The organism is Pseudomonas sp. PP3 (assembly GCF_905336995.1).
Taxonomy (GTDB): Bacteria; Pseudomonadota; Gammaproteobacteria; order Pseudomonadales; family Pseudomonadaceae; genus Aquipseudomonas; species Aquipseudomonas reinekei.
In genome coordinates, this window is sequence record NZ_HG995459.1 from 1,093,701 (window position 1) to 1,111,931 (window position 18,231).

The 18,231-nt window shown below is 61.0% G+C and carries 14 protein-coding genes; 8 read left to right on the top strand and 6 right to left on the bottom strand.

The features are described 5' to 3' along the window. Window positions 1-2 precede the first annotated feature (2 nt). The 8 genes from ftsW to lpxC all read left to right on the top strand — a co-directional run bounded on the left by ftsW (window position 3) and on the right by lpxC (window position 9,115). The gene (gene ftsW, locus KHO07_RS05075) at window positions 3-1,214 is read left to right on the top strand and encodes a putative lipid II flippase FtsW (protein WP_191635236.1); all 1,212 of its coding nucleotides are present in this window, start codon (window positions 3-5) and stop codon (window positions 1,212-1,214) included. Next, window positions 1,204-2,274 (top strand): undecaprenyldiphospho-muramoylpentapeptide beta-N-acetylglucosaminyltransferase, encoded by a 1,071-nt coding sequence (murG, locus tag KHO07_RS05080; RefSeq protein ID WP_212626610.1) that lies wholly within the window; start codon window positions 1,204-1,206, stop codon window positions 2,272-2,274. The genes ftsW and murG overlap by 11 nt, the downstream gene beginning before the upstream one ends. Further along, a complete protein-coding gene (murC, locus tag KHO07_RS05085) occupies window positions 2,267-3,727 on the top strand; it encodes a UDP-N-acetylmuramate--L-alanine ligase (RefSeq protein WP_150733853.1) in 1,461 nt (486 codons plus the stop codon). The genes murG and murC overlap by 8 nt, the downstream gene beginning before the upstream one ends. Continuing rightward, window positions 3,724-4,680 carry a D-alanine--D-alanine ligase gene (locus tag KHO07_RS05090; RefSeq protein ID WP_075945614.1) on the top strand — a complete coding sequence of 319 codons (957 nt, stop codon included), beginning with the start codon at window positions 3,724-3,726 and terminating at the stop codon, window positions 4,678-4,680. Before murC ends, KHO07_RS05090 begins: the two co-directional genes overlap by 4 nt. 4 nt (window positions 4,681-4,684) lie before the next feature. Then, the gene (locus tag KHO07_RS05095; protein WP_150733852.1) at window positions 4,685-5,551 is read left to right on the top strand and encodes a cell division protein FtsQ/DivIB; all 867 of its coding nucleotides are present in this window, start codon (window positions 4,685-4,687) and stop codon (window positions 5,549-5,551) included. Window positions 5,552-5,566: 15 nt separating this feature from the next. Next, window positions 5,567-6,826: a cell division protein FtsA gene (gene ftsA, locus KHO07_RS05100; RefSeq protein WP_056853192.1), complete on the top strand. Its 1,260-nt coding sequence runs from the start codon at window positions 5,567-5,569 to the stop codon at window positions 6,824-6,826. A 71-nt stretch (window positions 6,827-6,897) separates the two neighbouring features. Then, window positions 6,898-8,091, top strand: a complete 1,194-nt coding sequence (gene ftsZ, locus KHO07_RS05105) for a cell division protein FtsZ (RefSeq protein WP_053154973.1) — start codon at window positions 6,898-6,900, stop codon at window positions 8,089-8,091. 112 nt (window positions 8,092-8,203) lie between these two features. Then, window positions 8,204-9,115: a UDP-3-O-acyl-N-acetylglucosamine deacetylase gene (gene lpxC / locus KHO07_RS05110; protein ID WP_075945611.1), complete on the top strand. Its 912-nt coding sequence runs from the start codon at window positions 8,204-8,206 to the stop codon at window positions 9,113-9,115. Between the two features lie 91 nt (window positions 9,116-9,206). Here lpxC and KHO07_RS05115 read toward each other — a convergent pair whose 3' ends face one another. The 6 genes from KHO07_RS05115 to KHO07_RS05140 all read right to left on the bottom strand — a co-directional run bounded on the left by KHO07_RS05115 (window position 9,207) and on the right by KHO07_RS05140 (window position 17,611). Further along, the gene (locus KHO07_RS05115; RefSeq protein ID WP_212626611.1) at window positions 9,207-10,691 is read right to left on the bottom strand and encodes a GGDEF domain-containing protein; all 1,485 of its coding nucleotides are present in this window, start codon (window positions 10,689-10,691) and stop codon (window positions 9,207-9,209) included. Window positions 10,692-10,905: 214 nt separating this feature from the next. Next, on the bottom strand, window positions 10,906-11,124 hold the full coding sequence (locus KHO07_RS05120) for a hypothetical protein (protein WP_212627589.1): 219 nt from the start codon (window positions 11,122-11,124) through the stop codon (window positions 10,906-10,908). Window positions 11,125-11,300: 176 nt separating this feature from the next. Next, window positions 11,301-12,665, bottom strand: coding sequence for a heavy metal sensor histidine kinase (locus tag KHO07_RS05125; protein ID WP_212626612.1), 1,365 nt, complete (start codon window positions 12,663-12,665; stop codon window positions 11,301-11,303). After that, complete coding sequence (locus KHO07_RS05130) at window positions 12,655-13,332, bottom strand: heavy metal response regulator transcription factor (RefSeq protein ID WP_150733849.1); 678 nt, start codon at window positions 13,330-13,332, stop codon at window positions 12,655-12,657. The genes KHO07_RS05125 and KHO07_RS05130 overlap by 11 nt, the downstream gene beginning before the upstream one ends. Window positions 13,333-13,340: 8 nt before the next feature. Then, the gene (locus KHO07_RS05135; protein ID WP_212626613.1) at window positions 13,341-16,454 is read right to left on the bottom strand and encodes a multidrug efflux RND transporter permease subunit; all 3,114 of its coding nucleotides are present in this window, start codon (window positions 16,452-16,454) and stop codon (window positions 13,341-13,343) included. Continuing rightward, on the bottom strand, window positions 16,451-17,611 hold the full coding sequence (locus tag KHO07_RS05140) for an efflux RND transporter periplasmic adaptor subunit (protein ID WP_150733847.1): 1,161 nt from the start codon (window positions 17,609-17,611) through the stop codon (window positions 16,451-16,453). The genes KHO07_RS05135 and KHO07_RS05140 overlap by 4 nt, the downstream gene beginning before the upstream one ends. Window positions 17,612-18,231 lie beyond the last annotated feature (620 nt).

Here is an 18,231-nt window from a genome sequence, read left to right on the forward strand (position 1 = left end):
GTCTGCTTAACATCATCAAGCCGTATCCTTCGCCGCTCATTACCGGGCGCGGCATCGACCTCGATTTCCCGATGCTTGCCGGTTGCCTGGCGCTGCTCGGTCTCGGCCTGATCATGATCGCATCGGCCTCCACCGAAGTGGCGGCGGTGCAATCGGGCAGTGCCCTGTATTACATGATTCGCCACCTTATATATGTGGTGCTGGGCCTGGGCGCCTGCATCGTCACCATGATGATCCCGATCGCTACGTGGCAACGCCTGGGCTGGCTGATGCTGATCGGTGCGTTCGGCTTGCTGGTGATGGTGATCATCCCGGGCATCGGCCGTGAAGTGAACGGTTCGATGCGCTGGATCGGCTTCAGTTTCTTCAACGTCCAGCCGTCCGAGATCGCCAAGGTATTCGTGGTGATCTACCTCGCGGGCTATCTGGTGCGTCGCCAGAAAGAAGTGCGTGAAAGCTGGATGGGCTTCTTCAAGCCGTTCATCGTGTTGCTGCCCATGGCGGGCCTGTTGCTGATGGAGCCGGACTTCGGTGCCACCGTCGTGATGATGGGGGCTGCGGCGGCGATGCTGTTCCTTGGCGGGGTCGGCTTGTTCCGTTTCTCCTTGATGGTGGTGCTGGCCGTCGGGGCCGTGGTGCTGTTGATTCAGATGCAGCCTTATCGAATGGCGCGTCTGACCAACTTTGCCGACCCGTGGGCTGACCAGTTCGGTGCCGGTTATCAGCTGTCCCAGGCCCTGATCGCCTTCGGCCGTGGTGAATGGCTGGGCGTTGGCCTGGGCAACAGCGTGCAGAAACAATTCTACCTGCCGGAAGCTCACACCGACTTCGTGTTCTCGGTGCTCGCCGAAGAGCTGGGTGCGGTCGGCTCCCTGTGCACCGTCGCGTTGTTCGGCTTCGTGTGTATCCGTGGCATGTACATCGGCTTGTGGGCCGAGAAGGCCAAGCAGTTCTTCGCCGCCTATGTTGCCTACGGGTTGTCGTTCCTGTGGATCGGCCAGTTCCTGATCAACATCGGCGTGAACGTGGGCCTGCTGCCGACCAAGGGTCTGACCTTGCCGTTCCTCAGTTATGGCGGTAGCTCGCTGGTGATCTGCTGTGCCTGTCTCGGGTTGTTGTTGCGCATTGAGTGGGAGAGCCGAACCCACCTGGGCAGTGAAGAGATGGAGTTCCATGAGAGCGACTTCGCCGAGGAGCCGAACCATGGGCGCTAACGTATTGATCATGGCAGGCGGCACCGGGGGGCACGTGTTCCCGGCACTGGCCTGTGCCCGTGAATTCCAGGCCCGTGGCTACACCGTGCACTGGCTCGGTACGCCGCGCGGCATTGAGAACGATCTGGTCCCGGCAGCCGGCATTGAATTGCACCGGATCAACGCCAGCGGTCTGCGGGGCAAGGGCAAATTGTCCCTGCTCAAGGCGCCGTTCATGTTGCTCAAATCGGTCTGGCAGGCGCGGGCGATCATTCGTCAGCTGCGGCCAGCCTGCGTGGTCGGTTTTGGTGGTTATGTGACCGGTCCTGGTGGCGTTGCGGCCAAACTGGCCGGTGTGCCGGTGATCGTTCACGAACAGAACGCCGTGGCCGGCACCGCCAATCGGTTGCTGGTGCCGTTCGCCGCCCGAGTCTGTGAAGCGTTCCCCGACACCTTTACCCTGTCGAGCAGCCGTCGGACCACCGGTAATCCGGTGCGCACCGAGCTGTTCCTCGAAACATCGCGACCAGCCCTGGCTGGCCGCAAGGCACGTTTGCTGATCCTCGGCGGAAGCCTGGGCGCAGAACCGTTGAACAAGTTGCTGCCTGAAGCCCTGTCGCAAGTCGCTGTTGACCTGCGCCCGGACGTGTTCCATCAGGCCGGCAAAAACCACGATGAAGTGACTGCAGAGCGCTATCGCGCGGCTGGCGTCGAGGCGCAAGTGCAGCCTTTCATCAAAGACATGGCCCAAGCCTATGGCTGGGCCGACCTGGTGGTATGTCGCGCAGGCGCGCTGACCATCAGTGAACTGGCCGCCGCCGGTCTGCCTTCGTTGCTGGTGCCTTTGCCCCATGCGATCGACGATCACCAGACCCGCAACGCCGATTATTTGGCCCGTGAAGGCGCTGCCTTCCTGATGCCACAAAGAACGACTGGTGCAGCGGATCTTGCCGCGCGCCTGACAGAGGTCCTGATGCAACCGCAACGACTCGAAGAAATGGCCCAAGCGGCCCGCCGTCTGGCCAAACCCGACGCTACCCGTAACGTGGTCGATACCTGTCTGGAGGTGGCCCATGGTTGAGAATCAGAAAGCCATGCCGCAACCGGAAATGCGCCGCATCCGCCGCATCCACTTCGTCGGTATCGGCGGCGTGGGCATGTGCGGGATCGCCGAAGTGTTGTTGAACCTGGGCTATGAAGTGTCCGGTTCCGACCTGAAGGCTTCGCCGGTCACCGAGCGCCTGGAAACCTTCGGCGCAAAGATTTTCATCGGTCACCGTGCCGAGAACGCTGCCGCCGCCGACGTGCTGGTGGTGTCGAGTGCCGTGAACACGTCCAACCCGGAAGTCGCGACCGCACTGGAACGCCGCATCCCAGTGGTACCGCGCGCCGAAATGCTGGCTGAGCTGATGCGCTATCGCCACGGCATCGCCGTCGCCGGTACTCATGGCAAAACCACCACCACCAGCCTGATCGCTTCGGTGTTCGCCGCCGGTGGCCTGGACCCGACGTTCGTAATCGGTGGTCGTTTGAATGCCGCGGGCACCAATGCCCAACTCGGCACCAGCCGTTACCTGATCGCCGAAGCCGACGAAAGCGATGCCAGCTTCCTGCACCTGCAACCGCTGGTGGCCGTGGTCACCAACATCGACGCCGATCACATGGCGACTTATGACGGCGACTTCAACAAGCTGAAGAAAACCTTCGTCGAGTTCCTCCACAACCTGCCGTTCTACGGTCTGGCCGTGGTGTGCCTGGACGATCCGGTGGTGCGTGAAATCCTGCCACAGGTGAAGCGTCCGACCGTCACTTACGGTTTCGGCGACGACTGCGACGTGCGCGCCATCAATGTGCGTCAGCAAGGCATGCAGACCTTCTTCACCGTGCTGCGTCCGGATCGCGAGCCGCTGGATGTCTCGGTGAACATGCCGGGCAACCACAACGTATTGAATGCACTGGCGACCATTTGCATCGCCACCGACGAAGGCGTCAGCGATGAAGCCATCGTCCAGGGCCTGTCCGGATTCCAGGGTGTCGGCCGACGCTTCCAGGTCTACGGCGAACTGCCGGTGGACGACGGCAGCGTGATGCTGGTCGACGACTACGGGCATCACCCGACCGAAGTGGCAGCGGTGATCAAGGCTGTGCGCGGCGGCTGGCCGGAGCGCCGACTGGTGATGGTTTACCAGCCGCACCGTTACAGCCGTACCCGCGACCTGTACGACGACTTCGTCAATGTACTGGCCGACGCCAACGTACTGCTGCTGATGGAAGTCTATCCGGCCGGCGAAGAGCCGATCCCGGGTGCCGACAGCCGCAAGCTGTGCAACAGCATCCGTCAGCGCGGTCAGCTCGACCCGATCTACATCGAGCGCGGTGTCGACCTCGCGCCAGTGGTCAAGCCGCTGCTGCGTGCCGGCGACATCCTGCTGTGCCAGGGCGCCGGTGATATCGGTGGCCTCGCGCCAAAACTGTTGAATAGTCCGTTGTTCGCCGGTGCCGTTGCAGCACCGGTCGAGGGGAAGTTGAAATGACTGCTGCTTACGCCAACCTCGTCTCCACCCTTGCGCCGAAGGACTTCGGCCGCGTCGCCGTGTTGTTCGGCGGCAAGAGTGCCGAGCGCGAAGTGTCCCTGAAGTCGGGCAATGCCGTTCTCGATGCGCTGCAAAGCGCGGGCGTGGATGCGTTCGGCCTCGACGTGGGTGATGACCTGTTGCAGCGTCTGCAGAGTGAAAAAATCGACCGCGCCTTCATCATCCTCCACGGTCGCGGTGGTGAGGACGGCAGCATGCAGGGCCTGCTCGAATGTCTGGGCATTCCGTACACCGGCAGCGGCATCCTCGCCTCGGCACTGGCCATGGACAAGCTGCGTACCAAGCAGGTCTGGCACAGCCTCGGGATTCCGACGCCGCGTCACGCAGTACTGCGCAGCGAGGCCGATTGTATTTCGGCAGCGACGGAACTGGGCTTCCCTTTGATCGTCAAACCGGCCCATGAAGGTTCAAGTATCGGTATGGCCAAAGTGACTTCCGCGTCCGAATTGATCGACGCCTGGAAAGCGGCCAGTACCTACGATTCGCAAGTGTTGGTCGAGCAATGGATTCAAGGTCCGGAGTTCACCATCGCCACCCTGCGTGACCAGGTGTTGCCTCCTATCGCCCTGGGCACGACGCACAGTTTCTACGACTACGACGCCAAGTACATCGCCAACGATACCCAGTACCGCATTCCATGCGGGCTGGACAGCACCAAGGAAAAGGAACTCATGGACCTCACGGCGAAAGCCTGTGAAGCGCTGGGTATCGCCGGTTGGGGCAGGGCAGACGTGATGCAGGACGCCGACGGGCAGTTCTGGTTTCTGGAAGTGAATACCGCACCGGGCATGACCGATCACAGTCTGGTTCCGATGGCGGCCCGTGCGGCCGGTCTGGATTTCCAGCAACTGGTTCTGGCGATCCTGGCCGCAAGTATTGAGGCAAGAGGTTAAGACCATGCAAGGCGCTCAGCTTCGTCATCAGCCACCCGTTCCCGGCCGCAAGCCGGTGCCGCGGGGTGCCAGCCGAATGGTTGCCAAAGAGCCGATGTCTGCGCGCCTGCCGAAAGCCAATTTTGGCTTTCTGAAAAGCCTGTTCTGGCCGGTGCTGCTGGTGGCATTGGGGTTCGGTACCTACGAAGGCGCGCAGCGTTTGCTGCCGTACGCCGACCGGCCGATCACCAAGGTCAATGTGCAGGGCGACTTGAGTTACATCAGCCAGCAAGCGGTGCAGCAGCGAATCGCCCCGTATGTGGCGTCGAGTTTCTTCACCATCGACCTGGCGAGCATGCGCACCGAGCTGGAACAGATGCCATGGATTGCCCACGCCGAAGTGCGCAGGGTGTGGCCGGATCAGGTGGTGATCCGCCTGGAGGAGCAACTGCCGGTCGCCCGTTGGGGTGACGAATCGCTGTTGAACAACCAGGGCCAGGCTTTCACCCCGCGTGAGTTGGCGAACTACGAACACTTGCCTCAGCTGTTTGGTCCACAACGGGCGCAACAGCAGGTGATGCAGCAATACCAGGTCCTGAGCCAGATGCTCAGACCGCTGGGCTTCTCGATTGCGCGCCTGGAGCTGCGTGAACGAGGCAGCTGGTTCCTGACCACCGGCCCAGGCAGTGCGGGCCCCGGGATCGAACTGCTGCTGGGGCGCGGCAACCAGGTGGAAAAGATGCGCCGTTTCATTGCCATCTATGACAAGACGCTCAAAGAACAGATTACGAACATTGCGCGCATCGATCTGCGCTACGCCAACGGCCTTGCTGTTGGCTGGCGGGAACCAGTAGCGCCGACGGCAGCCCAACCCGCTGTCGCGAAGAATTAAGAAGAGGCAGGACCCATGGCAAACGTGCAAAGCGGCAAAATGATCGTCGGTCTCGATATCGGCACCTCCAAGGTGGTGGCGCTGGTGGGCGAGGTTTCGGACGACGGCACGCTGGAAATCGTCGGGATCGGTACGCACCCGTCCCGTGGCCTGAAAAAAGGCGTGGTGGTGAACATCGAGTCCACCGTGCAATCGATCCAGCGCGCGATTGAAGAAGCGCAGCTGATGGCGGGTTGCCGCATTCACTCGGCATTTGTCGGCGTGGCCGGCAATCACATCCGCAGCCTGAACTCCCACGGCATCGTGGCGATTCGTGATCGCGAAGTCAGCTCCGCCGACCTTGAGCGCGTGCTCGACGCCGCGCAGGCCGTGGCGATCCCGGCCGACCAGCGTGTGCTGCACACCCTGCCGCAGGATTACGTGATCGATAACCAGGAAGGCGTGCGCGAGCCACTGGGCATGTCCGGCGTTCGTCTGGAAGCCAAGGTTCACGTGGTCACCTGCGCCGTCAACGCCGCACAGAACATTGAAAAATGCGTGCGCCGCTGTGGCCTGGAAATCGACGACATCATTCTCGAGCAACTGGCTTCGGCCTATTCGGTCCTGACCGACGACGAGAAAGAGCTGGGCGTGTGCCTGGTGGATATTGGCGGCGGCACCACCGACATCGCGATCTTCACCGAAGGCGCGATCCGCCACACCGCGGTGATCCCGATTGCGGGCGATCAGGTGACCAACGACATCGCCATGGCGTTGCGCACCCCGACCCAGTACGCCGAAGAAATCAAGATTCGCTACGCCTGCGCCCTGGCCAAGCTGGCGGGTGCCGGTGAAACCATCAAGGTGCCGAGTGTTGGCGACCGTCCGCCGCGCGAACTGTCCCGCCAGGCCCTGGCCGAAGTGGTCGAGCCGCGTTACGACGAGCTGTTCACGCTGATCCAGGCCGAGCTGCGTCGCAGCGGCTACGAAGACCTGATCCCGGCCGGCATCGTGCTGACCGGCGGTACGTCGAAGATGGAAGGCGCCACCGAACTGGCCGAGGAAATCTTCCACATGCCAGTACGCCTGGGCGTTCCGCACGGCGTGAGGGGCCTGGATGACGTGGTCCGCAACCCGATTTATTCCACCGGCGTTGGCCTGTTGATGTACGGCCTGCAGAAGCAATCCGACGGCATTTCGTTCTCGGGCATCGGCAGTCGCGACAGCTACAGCAACGAAGAGCCCAAAGGCGCCTTGCTCGATCGCATCAAGAGCTGGGTACAGGGCAACTTCTAAAGATTTACCGCAGCACCGTTGTAGATACACGCAGTAGGCGAAAAAACTAGAGAACGTAAAGGAGAGGGAAAATGTTCGAACTCGTAGACAACATCCCCGCAAGCCCGGTTATTAAAGTTATCGGTGTTGGCGGTGGCGGCGGCAACGCTGTGAATCACATGGTCAAGAGCAACATTGAAGGCGTTGAGTTCATCTGCGCCAACACTGATGCCCAGGCGCTGAAAAGCATCAGCGCGCGGACCATCCTGCAACTGGGTACCGGCGTGACCAAAGGTCTGGGCGCTGGTGCCAACCCTGAAGTAGGTCGTCAGGCCGCTCTCGAAGACCGTGAGCGCATTGCCGAAGTCCTGCAGGGTACCAACATGGTGTTCATCACCACTGGCATGGGCGGTGGTACCGGTACCGGTGCTGCGCCGATCATTGCCGAAGTGGCCAAGGAAATGGGGATCCTCACCGTTGCGGTGGTGACCCGTCCATTCCCGTTCGAAGGTCGCAAGCGCATGCAGCTGGCCGACGAAGGTATTCGCCTGCTGTCTGAAAGCGTCGACTCGTTGATCACTATCCCCAACGAGAAACTGCTGACCATCCTCGGAAAAGACGCCAGCCTGCTGTCGGCTTTCGCCAAGGCTGACGATGTACTGGCCGGTGCCGTTCGCGGTATCTCCGACATCATCAAGCGTCCGGGCATGATCAACGTCGACTTCGCCGACGTGCGTACCGTGATGAGCGAAATGGGCATGGCGATGATGGGCACTGGCTGCGCCAGCGGTCCGAACCGTGCACGTGAAGCCACTGAAGCGGCGATTCGCAACCCGTTGCTCGAAGACGTGAACCTGCAAGGTGCACGCGGCATCCTGGTGAACATCACCGCCGGTCCTGACCTGTCCCTGGGTGAGTACTCCGACGTGGGTAGCATCATCGAAGCCTTCGCTTCCGAGCACGCGATGGTCAAGGTCGGTACCGTTATCGATCCGGACATGCGCGACGAGCTGCACGTGACTGTCGTTGCAACCGGTCTGGGCGCTAAAATCGAGAAGCCTGTGAAGGTCATCGACAATACCGTTCACACTTCGATGGCTTCGCAGCCACAACAACAAGCCCCTGTTCGTCAGGAAGCTCCAGCGGTTAACTACCGTGACCTGGACCGTCCGACCGTCATGCGCAACCAGGCTCAGGCCGGTGCTGCGGCTGCCGCGAAGATGAATCCGCAAGATGATCTGGACTACCTGGACATCCCGGCATTCCTGCGTCGTCAGGCCGATTGATGAAATGTATCAGGGCTATGAAGGTGATTGGTGTTCAGCAAAGGCATGGTCTGCTATCATCGCCAGCCTTTGTTGATACCAGTTCGCAATTTGCGCTGAAGCGGCCCAAGCCATGATTAAACAACGCACACTGAAAAATATTATCCGTGCCACAGGTGTAGGTCTGCACTCCGGGGAGAAGGTCTACCTGACCCTCAAGCCTGCGCCTGTCGACACCGGCATCGTGTTTGTTCGTGCCGACCTGGACCCTGTGGTGCAGATCCCGGCCCGCGCGGAAAACGTTGGTGAAACCACGATGTCGACCACGTTGGTCAACGGTGACACCAAAGTGGATACGGTGGAGCACTTGCTCTCGGCCATGGCTGGCCTGGGCATCGATAACGCCTACGTCGAGCTCTCCGCGTCCGAAGTCCCGATCATGGATGGTAGCGCTGGACCCTTCGTATTTCTGATTCAGTCGGCTGGCCTGGAAGAACAGGACGCCGCCAAGAAGTTCATCCGCATCCTGCGTGAAGTGACAGTGGAAGACGGCGACAAGCGCGCCACTTTCGTCCCTTTCGAAGGTTTCAAGGTGAGCTTCGAGATCGATTTCGATCACCCGGTTTTCCGTGACCGCACACAAAGTGCAAGCGTGGATTTTTCCAGCACTTCGTTCGTAAAAGAAGTCAGCCGCGCCCGTACCTTTGGTTTCATGAGTGACATCGAGTACCTGCGAAAGCACAACCTCGCACTCGGCGGCAGCGTTGAAAACGCTATTGTGGTCGACGCGGATGGTGTACTGAACGAAGACGGCCTTCGCTATGAAGACGAATTCGTGAAGCACAAGATCCTCGATGCAATTGGTGACCTCTACCTGCTGGGCAATAGCCTGATTGGTGAGTTCAAGGGCTTCAAGTCCGGACATGCATTGAACAACCAGCTGCTGCGCAAGTTGATTGAGCAGACAGATGCTTGGGAAGTCGTGACTTTCGAAGACGCCAGCACTGCACCGATCTCTTACATGCGTCCTGTTGCGGCCGTGTAAGTAAAAAACCTCTCTAGTTTTTTAAAGGCTACCTTCGGGTGGCCTTTTTTTATGCCTGATCGTTCCCACGCAGAGCGTGGGAACGATCATTTCAGTTGACTACCACACGATTGCGCCCCTGCTCCTTGGCTTGATACAGCGCCTTGTCCGCCAGGAACAGCAATTGCTCCAGGCTCAAGTCTTTCGCTGTGGTCCAGGTACTGATGCCAATGCTGACGGTCATCGGCGGTTGATCAGGCGCCACCGGCGGCAATTGTTCGACCTGCTCCCGGATATGTTCGGCAATCTGCCGCGCACCTTCGCTGTCGGTTTCCGCCAGGATCACCGAAAACTCTTCGCCGCCGTAACGTGCAACCAGGTCCGCCGGGCGATGAACGTTGGCCCGAATGACGTCGGCCAGCGCACACAGAGCCTGGTCACCGGCCTGATGGCCGTGGCGATCGTTGAAGGTTTTGAAGTGGTCGGCATCGATCATCAACACTGACATCGGTTGGCCGGATCGTTGCGCCCGAAACCATTCATGGCGCAGGGTCTGGTCGAGGGTTCGACGGTTGGCCACCCCGGTCAAGGCATCGGTCGCCGCCAGTTGCGCCAGTTCCTGCTCGGCGTTGTGGCGCAGGCGCAATTCGCGGCAGAGCAACCCGCTCAGCCACAACAGCGCGATGCACAGAAACCCGGTGGCGCCGCTGATGACCAGTGCGGTGCGGTACCAGGTTGCAAATACTTCATCACTGGAAAGCGCAACGATGACCGTCAACGGCAGGTTGCCGACGCGGCTGAAGGTGTAAAGGCGCGGCCGCTGGTCGACGCTCGAGACTCCGTCAAAGCTGCCGCTGCCCTCGCGCAGCATGCGCACGACGTTGGGCCGGCCGGCGAAGCTTTTGCCGACTGTGTTGTCGGCAAGAAACGGTTTTTGCGCCAGCAGGGTGCCGTCGTCGTTGATGATGGTCAGCGTGCTGTCAGTGCCGATGTCCAGGCTGTTGAACAACTGATCGAAATACGCCAAGCGCATCGAAGCGACCGCCACGCCAAGAAACTCACCCGTGGACGAGGAAATGCGTCGGCTGAAACTGATTTGCCATTCATCGCTGTAGGCGCAATCGCAGCGAGGCTTGAACGGCCGGCTGATGAACATGCCGGTGTCGCGATTGAAGGCGTGGACGAGGAAGTAGTCGCGGTCGGCGAAGTTACCGGGTTTAGGCGTGATCAATGACGAGTCGGCCACCACCTCGCCGTGTTTGTCCAGCAACAGGATGTCACCCTTGAAGCGCGCCGTGGTGGAGCGGTCGAAGAGCACCAGATGGCGGATCTGCGCGGAAACCTGCTTGAGGTCGTCGCGCTGTGCGGCGGCGATCAGGCCCCGCAGCGTCAGGTCGTAGAGTTCCACCGTGCGCAATACGTCGGCGTCGATCAATTGCGCGATGGTGGTCGCGCCGCGCGTAGCGGCCTGTTGGGCGTTGGCGTGTTCGCGAATCAGCAGAAACGCCACGATGCTGAGTATCGCGATGACCGTCAGGCTGCTGCCGAGAATCACCAGGAGTTCCGGTGAACGGTGTGAAGTACGGCGTTCGGTCATGGAGAGGACGTCTGCTTGAATGACTGAGTAAGCGTAGTCCCATAACCCTAGCAGTCGATCTGGAGGCCAGCGACAGGGCTGGTTGTTTGATCGGTTACTGGAGTTCCAAAGCCACAACGAAAAAAAGCCGCTGATAGTAGCGGCTTTGAAGACAACTTTTCAAAGGGAAGAGCCGATGAAAAGTGTCGAGGGAAAGTGGAGCGATGCGCGAAAATCAGCTGTCTTTGTCGACTCGGGACTGAATGCTCGATGCTTGCGGAGCTTGGGTGGCTTCCTGAGCTTTGGCTGTCATCTCGCTTTGGTGCTCTTTGTACGCAGCGGCACGAGTGCTGTTTTGTGCAACAAAGGCCTGCGACTCTTCAGCCATGGCGAACGGCGACAGGAACAAAGAGGACAAAACGAAAGCGCTGGCAATACCCATACTGTTGGACATCTTTAAAACCTTCTTGCTTGGCAAGTGCTGTTTGGTGCGGGCAAAGATAAGGATGTCGGGCGTTGGGAAAAAGCGCGGATTCATGAAAGGACTGTTGCGGTTACGGCAATAGTGGTGATGCCAGCCCAGCCCAGCCCAGCGCGAGCAAGCTCGCTCGCCACGGGATTTTGTCTGTCTCAGACAGGAAGGTGAATGCCGAACGTGTTCATCCCGTGGTCACTGCGCACAAACACATCCCCCCCATGCATCAACGCAATCGCCTTGACGATCGCCAGCCCCAACCCATGGTTGTTGCCGCTGTTGCTGCGCGAGGCGTCAACGCGGTAGAAGCGTTCGAACAGGCGCGGCAGATGTTCGCTGGCAATCGGCGAACCGGGATTGGCCACACCGATGCTGACCTGATGCTCCTCGGCTTCGATGCGTACTTCAATCACTTGCCCGGGCTCGGTGTGCTGCACCGCGTTGCTCAACAGGTTGATCAAGGCCCGACGCAAATGCGCGATCTCGATGCGCACCCGGGCATCCCCGCTGACCTGCACTTCGACCCGGGCGTCCTCGAGGATGAAATCCAGGTACTCCAGGGTGGTCGCCACTTCATCGGCCAGCGAAGTCGAGGTCAGTTTGGTCGCCTTGCTGCCCTGATCCGCACTGGCGAGAAACAGCATGTCATTGATGATCGAGCGCAGCCGCTCAAGCTCTTCGAGGTTCGATTGCAGCACTTCGAAATAATGCTCCGCCGAGCGTCCACGAGTCAGTGCCACCTGGGTCTGGCCGATCAGATTGGTCAGCGGTGAGCGCAATTCATGGGCGACATCGGCGTTGAACGACTCCAGGCGCGAGTAAGCCTGTTCGACCCGCTCCAGGGTGGAGTTGAAGGCGTTGACGAACTGATCCAGCTCCGGCGGTAACGGCGACAGGCGCAAGCGCCCGGAACGCAGGGGCGGGGCCAGCCGCTGGGCCTCGTGAGACAGTTTGATCAACGGTTTGAGGCCAATGCGCGCCACCCAGTACCCCAGCGCCGAGGCCATCAGCACGCCAACGATCGCCAGGGCGATCAAGGCAATCAGCAGTTGATGCTGGGTCTGGTGAAACGTCTCGGTGTCGATGGCGATCATGAAGCGCAGTGGCGGGCGCTGATCCTTGGCCGGGAATTCGCTGACCAGCACTTTCAGCGGGTAGGGCTGATCCGGCAGTTGCATGTCGCGCATGCCCAGCGATCCTTCGGCGAAAGCGCGGATCTGCGGCGTTGGATTGCCGTATTCGTAGCGCGGATCGCCGCTGACGATCCAGAAGCTGATGCGCTTGTCTTCTTCGCCCAGCAGCTTGAGCTTGTTGTTGATCTTCACCCAATGCTCGGGCGTGCCGTAGCGGCCGACGGTGGATTCAAGCACGCTGTAGCGCGCATCCAGTTCGGCTTCGGGCAACAATCCCAGGCCTTTGTCGACCTGTTGGTAGAGCGCCCAACCGATCAACAAAAACACCAACAGCGCCACCAGCGTGAACATCCCGCTCAGGCGCAGCGCAATGGAATTACTGGACACCACGGCTCTCCAGCACATAACCCATGCCACGAATCGTGTGCAGCAGTTTCTCTTCAAAAGGCCCGTCGAGCTTGGCCCGCAGGCGTTTGATCGCGACTTCGACGACGTTGGCGTCGCTGTCGAAATTGATGTCCCAGACCATTTCGGCGATGGCGGTTTTCGAGAGGATTTCACCTTGGCGCCGGGCCAGGACGCTGAGCAGCGAGAACTCCTTGGCGGTCAGGTCCAGTCGCGTGCCGGCGCGTGAGGCCTTGCGGCTGATCAGATCTATCCACAGGTCGGCGATGCTCACTTGCACCGGTTCATGGCCGCCACTGCGGCGGGTCAGCGCTTGCAGGCGCGCCACCAGTTCAAGGAAGGAAAATGGTTTGCCGAGGTAATCGTCGGCCCCGTCGCGCAGGCCTCTGATACGGTCTTCCACCCGCTCGCGGGCAGTGAGCATGATCACCGGGGTTTGCTTGCGCGCACGCAAGGCACGCAGGACGCCAAAGCCGTCGAGGCCCGGCAGCATCACGTCGAGGACGATCACCGCGTAGTCGCTTTCCAGCGCCATGTGCAGACCTTCCACGCCATCGCGAGCCAGGTCCACGGTGTAACCCTGTTCCGTCAGGCCGCGGTGCAGATAGTCCGCGGTTTTTTCTTCGTCTTCGATAATCAGAACGCGCATGACCCGCCTCAGTCTGTGGTCGCCACCGCCGGTACGGGCGGAGGCGCTGGTGAGAGAGTGTGCCGGTGAAATAACCGCTCCAGCCATAAGTATATGACCGGCGTGGTGAACAGCGTCAGCGCCTGGCTCACCAGCAAGCCGCCGACTACGGCGATCCCCAACGGCTGGCGCAGTTCGGCTCCGGTGCCGTAGCCGAGCATCAGCGGCAGGGCGCCGAGCAGCGCGGCGAGGGTGGTCATGATGATCGGCCGGAAACGGGTGATACAAGCCTTGAAGATCGCCTCTTCCGGCGACAGGCCACCGTTGCGCTGGGCTTCGAGTGCGAAGTCGATCATCAGGATGCCGTTCTTCTTCACGATGCCGATCAACAACACCAGCCCGATCAGCGCCATGATCGAAAAATCCTGGCCGCAGATCCACAACATGATCACCGCGCCGAGGCCGGCCGAGGGCAATGTCGAGATGATCGTCAGCGGATGCACGAAGCTCTCGTAGAGCACGCCGAGAATGATGTACACCGCCAGCAGTGCCGCGAGAATCAGCCATGGCTGGTTGGCCAGCGAACTCTGGAAGGCCTGCGCCGCCCCCTGGAAATTACCGCTGATGGCCGCCGGCATGCCGATGTCGACCTTGGCTTGATTGAGCATGATCACCGCATCGCCCAACGCCACGCCAGGGGCCAGGTTGAACGACAGGTTGGCGGCCGGGAACATGCCGTCGTGGGCGATGGACAGCGGGCCGATGGTCGGCGCATCGAATCTGGCCAGGGCCGACAGCGGCACCATTTCCCCGCTCAGCGGCGAGCGCAGGTAGAAATAGTTGAGGCTTTCGGCTTTGCCGCGTTGCCGGGTGTCGAGTTCCAGAATCACGTTGTACTGATTGACCTGGGTCTGGAATTCGTTGATCTGCCGCTGGCCAAACGCGTCGTACAGCGCTTCGTCGACATCGCTGGCGGTCAGGCCAAAACGGGCCGCGGCGCTGCGGTCGATGCTGATGTGGGTGATGCTGCCGCCCAGTTGCAGGTCGTTGGAAATGTCGCGGAAGGCCGGGTTGGCGCGCAGTTTTTCCGTGAGGCGCTGGGTCCAGGTGCTCAGGGTCGGGCCATCGTTGCTCTTGAGCACATATTGGTATTGGGCGCGGCTCGGACCGGAACTGAGGTTGATGTCTTGCCCGGCACGCAGGTACAGGACGATGCCCGGCACTTTCATCAGTTGCGGGCGAATCCGGTCAATGAACTCGCTGGCCGAGACGTCACGGTCACCGCGTTTTTTCAGGGTGATCCAGAACCGTCCGTTGGCGATGGTCTGGTTGCTGCCCGACACCCCGACCGAATGCGAGAACGTTTCGACCGCTGGATCGGCGGCGACAATTTCGGCCATCGCCAGGTGTTTTTTCACCATGTCGCCGTAGGAAATATCGGCAGCGGCTTCAGTGGTACCCAGGACAAAACCGGTGTCTTGAATCGGAAAGAAGCCCTTGGGAATGAAGATGTAGCCGGCAACGGCCAGCCCCAGCGACAGCGCGAACACGCCGATCATGGTTTTCTGATGGGCGAGGGCGCGGCGCAGGCCTTTTTCGTACCACGCCAACAAGCGCTCGCCAAAGCCCGGTTTGTCGTGGGCATGATGCGCCGGCGCACGCATGAACAGCGCGGCCAGGGTTGGCGCCAATGTCAGGGACACCACCACCGAAATCATGATGGTCGAGGTGGCGGTCAAGGCAAATTCCTTGAACAGCCGCCCGACCACGCCACCCATGAACAGCAGCGGAATGAACGCCGCCACCAGCGAGAAACTGATCGAGACCACGGTGAAGCCGATTTCCCCGGCACCCTTGATCGCCGCCTCGCGCATGCCGTCGCCGGCCTCCAGATGGCGGTGAATGTTCTCCACCACCACAATCGCATCGTCGACCACAAACCCCACGGCCACCACGATCGCCACCAGCGTCAGGTTGTTCAGGCTGAAGCCCATGATATACATCAGGGCAAAACTGGCGATCAGCGACACACCGAGCACCGCCGACACAATCAGCGTGGCCGACAACTGACGCAGGAACAGCGCCATCACGGCCACCACCAGCAGCACGGCGATCAGCAAGGTGATTTCCACCTCATGCAGCGACGCGCGGATGGTCTGGGTGCGGTCGATCAGCACCTTGACCTGCACCGAGGCCGGCAACATCGCTTCCAGCGCCGGCAGTGCCGCCTGAATGCGATCCACGGTCTCGACGATGTTGGCGCCGGGCTGGCGGAAGATCACCAGGTTTACGCCCGGCTGCGATCCGGCCCAGGCCTGAACGTAATCATTTTCCGAACCGTTGACGACTTTGGCGACATCTTTGAGGTGAACCGGTGCGCCATCCTTGTAGGAAACGATCAGCTGGCTGTATTCGTCGGGATGGAACAGTTGATCATTGGTCGACAGCGTTGAGATGCTCGACTCGCCGTAAAGCGCACCTTTGGCCAGGTTGAGGCTGGTTTGCTGGATGGCCAGACGGATGTCGGCCAGGGTCAGGCCGATGGCCGCCAGTTTATCGGCGGACACCTGAACGCGAATCGCCGGACGTTGCTGACCGGTAATGGAGACCTGTCCTACACCGTCGACCTGACTGAGCTGACGGGACAACAGGGTTTCCGTCAGGTCGCTGAGCTCCGGGCCGGGCATCAGCGACGAGTTGACGCTGAGGATCAACACCGGGCTGTCGGCCGGGTTGACCTTGCGCCAGGTCGGCAGGTTGGGCATGTCCTTGGGCAGCTTGCCGGCGGCGGTGTTAATCGCGGCCTGCACTTCCTGGGCGGCGGTGTCGATGCTCTTGTCGAGGGTGAATTGCAGGGTCAGGTTGGTCGAGCCGAGGGCGCTGCTCGAAGTCATCTGGGTCACGCCGGGAATGGCGCTGAATTGCACTTCCAGAGGGGTGGCCACCGACGAGGCCATGGTTTCCGGGCTGGCGCCGGGCAGTTGCGCGGCCACCTGGATGGTCGGGAATTCCGCCTCCGGCAGCGGGGCGATGGGCAGGCGCGGGAAGGCTATCGCGCCCAGCAGCACCAGGGCAAAGGTCAGCAGAATGGTCGCCACCGGATGGTCGATGCACCAGGCGGAGATCGAGCCGTGGCCCTTCATGGTGTTGGCTCCGATTGCACCACCTGCGGCGGTTCGGTCAGCACCTGTACCGTCGAGCCGGGCTTGAGGCGGGACTGACCGTCGCTGACCAGTTTATCCCCAGGCTGTACGCCTTTGATGATGTTCTGGCCGCTATCCTGATAGACCATTTGCACCGGGACGGTTTCGACCTTGTCGCCATTGAGGCGATAGACAAAATGCTGATCGAGGCCCCGTTGTACGACGTTGGGCGGCACGACCAGCGCATCTTTATCCAGTGCGGTCTGAATTTTTACCGTCACCAGCAGGCCCGGCCAGAGTTTCTGTCCCGGGTTGTTGAATTCGGCCTTGGCGCGAATGGTGCCGGTGTTGGCGTTGATTTGGTTGTCGATCAGCGTCAGATGGCCTTCGCCCAACAGGTTGCCGGTTTCGCCGTCGGTGTCGGCACCGATGTAGGCCTTCACCCGGGCGTGCTGCGGGTCGTTGATCAGTCCTTGCAGGGTCGGCAGCATTTGTTGCGGCAGGGAGAACTCTACGGCGATCGGGTCGATCTGGGTCACGGTGAACAAGCCCTGAGCGTCGGTCATGCGCAGGAAGTTGCCTTCATCCACTGTGCGAATACCGACGCGACCGGTCACCGGAGAACGAATCTGTGTGTAGGACAGTTGCACCTGAGCGGCATCGATGGAGGCCTGGTTGCCCTGGGCGGTGGCTTTGAGCTGATTAACCAGTGCTTGTTGCTGGTCGTAGGTCTGCTTGGAGACGCCGTCGTCGACGCTCAGCAGTTTGTAGCGTTTGAGGTTGACCAGCGCCACTTGCAGCTGCGCCTGGCTTTCGCCCAGTTGCGCCCGGGCCTGGTCGAGGCTGGCGCGGATCGAGCGATCGTCGATGGTGGCCAGCAGGTCGCCTTTTTTCACCCGTTGGCCTTCCTTGACCATGATTTGGGTGAGGATGCCGTCGATTTGCGGGCGGACCACGACGCTGTGCAGTGAGAGCACCGAGCCGATGCCGCTGACGAAGCGCGGAACGTCTTTTTCGGTCACGCTGACCACCCGCACGGGGATGGCGGTGGGGGTGGCCGGTTTTGCTTTGGCGGGTTTGGTGGCGTACCACACGCCCAGCGCTGCCAGGATGATCAGGAGGGCGACGAGCAGGGCGGGCTTTTGCTGGATTCGCATGCGAGTGGGGCGCCGGGGCTGGGTTACAGGTGGGTATGTTCCTTTATAAACCTGTTTGGTAGTCGGGACGCTGACGGCTAACTGACGGCGCTGTCAGTTTGGCTCGCCTTGGCGGCCTCTGGGCCGACCAGGCTGTAGGGGGATCGAGTACATATCCATTGCTGCGGTAACGGCTGCTTTGGGTTCCGCTCTTACAGCGGGTCACTTTGGAAAAGCCCCAAAGTAACCAAAGGGCTCTTGCCCCTTTCGTTCGGTGCCTCGCCTGGGCTCGGCATGCCCTCGCTCCGGTCCTGCTCCGTGGGCCCGCCGCCATCGGCCATCCATGGCCGGGGGCGGCTAACCCGGCATCCATGCCGGGTTGCCCACTGCGCAGAACCTCCACTCAGCCTGCCGAGGGGGCGGGTGGATCAAGATCAAGATCAAGAGCGGCAGGCGAGCTAACGCTCGGCCTGTGGAGTGGTGAAGAGCCTGAGCGCACCTCAACCCCCGGCCTGTGGAGTGGTGAAGAGCCTGAGCGCACCCCAACCCCCGGCCTGTGGAGTGGTGAAGAGCCTGAGCGCACCCCAACCCCCGGCCTGTGGAGTGGTGAAGAGCCTGAGCGCACCCCAACCCCCGGCCTG